Source organism: Belnapia mucosa, assembly GCF_016775475.1.
GTDB classification, from domain to species: domain Bacteria; phylum Pseudomonadota; class Alphaproteobacteria; order Acetobacterales; family Acetobacteraceae; genus Belnapia; species Belnapia mucosa.
In genome coordinates this window covers 48,331-49,954 of the sequence record NZ_JAEUXJ010000021.1, presented here as the reverse complement: position 1 = coordinate 49,954, position 1,624 = coordinate 48,331, and the positions used below count along the sequence as shown (strand labels likewise).

General features: G+C 65.7%; 2 protein-coding genes. Both read left to right on the top strand.

All coding sequences use genetic code 11. The annotated features are described in order from the left end of the window. Window positions 1-160 precede the first annotated feature (160 nt). Window positions 161-664: a DUF697 domain-containing protein gene (locus tag JMJ55_RS26575; RefSeq protein ID WP_202828638.1), complete on the top strand. Its 504-nt coding sequence runs from the start codon at window positions 161-163 to the stop codon at window positions 662-664. A gap of 227 nt (window positions 665-891) precedes the next feature. Beyond that, window positions 892-1,239, top strand: a complete 348-nt coding sequence (locus JMJ55_RS26570; RefSeq protein ID WP_202828637.1) for a hypothetical protein — start codon at window positions 892-894, stop codon at window positions 1,237-1,239. Window positions 1,240-1,624: the final 385 nt, after the last annotated feature.

The window sequence follows — 1,624 nt, the reverse complement described above, 5'->3', positions numbered from 1 at the left end:
GAACGCCAGCGTATTCGGTACCATCCTGACGACCGTCACGGCCTGACCACTCAGCCGCAAAAGTCCGGGGGTGGGTAGTTACTTAAGTTCATTCAGGTTTCCCACTCTACGACACCGCCATCTGACGCTTGGCTATGGCTAGCTGGCTCGGACCCTGGCATTGGGATGGCTGAACGGCTCGGCCGACCGCGTTCCCACCACGTCAGACGCGCGGGCGGCAGTCATCGCCGCAGCCGACATCCCGCAACTCCGAGCGGCGCGGCGTCGCCATCTCGCCGAACCGCTGCGCCAGGCCACACGGCAGGCGGGTAACCGGGCGGCACTGGAAAGCGGGGTGGTGGTGGCGATCAGCCTCTCACCGGCTTTGGACGGGGTGCTGGCCGCGCTGCGAGGCGTGTCGTTGCTGCGCGAAGTTGCGGCTATCCACGGCATGCGCCCAGGCGCCGCGGTGACGCTGGCCCTGCTGCGGCGCGTCGCCTGGACGGCGGCGGGGGCGTCGGGGATGGACCTGCTGGGTCAGACCCTGGCTGATGGGGCCCTGTCCCATCTGCCAGGGCTCAAGCAACTCGCGGCCGCCTTGCCCGGTGCTGGGCTCTCTGCCTTCCGCCTGTGGCGCCTAGCCGAGGTCGCCGCCCTGGCATGCTCCCCGATTGAGCGACCCTGAACGGCTTACCGGGCCAACCAGTCCCCCTTACCCAAGGGTAGCGGCGCGGCCCGAACTCGCACTGCCTAGGTCACCAAGACTGCTTGCGCGGCCTTTCGCGACGGCACTGTCCCCAGGACTAATTCAAATTTTCAAATATCGCTGCCGAACCCGGGTCCGGCATTCAATGAGGTCGTGCCCCCGGACGTGGTGTAGGAAGTCGCCACCGGCACCTGAGGGAACCTGGCATGACCAAGCCTGTGGTCCAGACGATACGTGCGATCTCCGTCCATGTGCTGCCGGGCAAGCGGCGCAATCCCACGGCGATCGTGCGCATAAGGATCGGCCCGTTCATCGTATCCGTGGCGGTGGCGCTGCTGCGAAAGTCTGGACTCACTGCCCGCTTGCCGGTGGACGACGACGGGATGCCGGCGATCGAGGCTCGTCCCGAGGTTTGGACGGCCATTCAGAAAGTGGCTTTCGAGGCCATCATCCGTGACCCAGTGGCAAGTGGGCATCTTTTCGGGCCCGAACTGCACCACCTTGATCGCTCCGTGGAGAGGCAGCTCCACGAGGTGGGAGCATTCCCCTCATAGCTTGGCCGACGTGCCCCACCAACCGAGCAGAGCTACTTCTGTCTGACGACCTACGATGACGGACCAAAAAGCCCCCTGCCGGCCCTCAGCGGTGCTCCTGGCCGAGCATCGGAACCGCCCCCGCTTGACCTCCTGGATGACGCTGTGGCTCTGCATTCGGACGGGAAGATCCGCCTTGGGCGACCGCTGGCCTGGGATGCGTCCGCACGGAAACCACGTGAGAGTTTGAAAGCGGTGCTCGTACCGCAGCGGCGAGCGGTTCGTGGGTCCTCAAAGTCTACATGAACACCCAAGGGGAACCGAGACCCGGATGCGCCGGAGCATGGCGCCTACAGGCCCCCTTCTGGTGCGCACCCAGATCCGAACCCACGGTCCGAACTTTGGG

Excerpts from the sequence above, each read along its gene's own strand:
- JMJ55_RS26570 (WP_202828637.1), top strand. The coding sequence starts at position 892 with ATGACCAAGCCTGTGGTCCAGACGATACGTGCGATCTCCGTCCATGTG.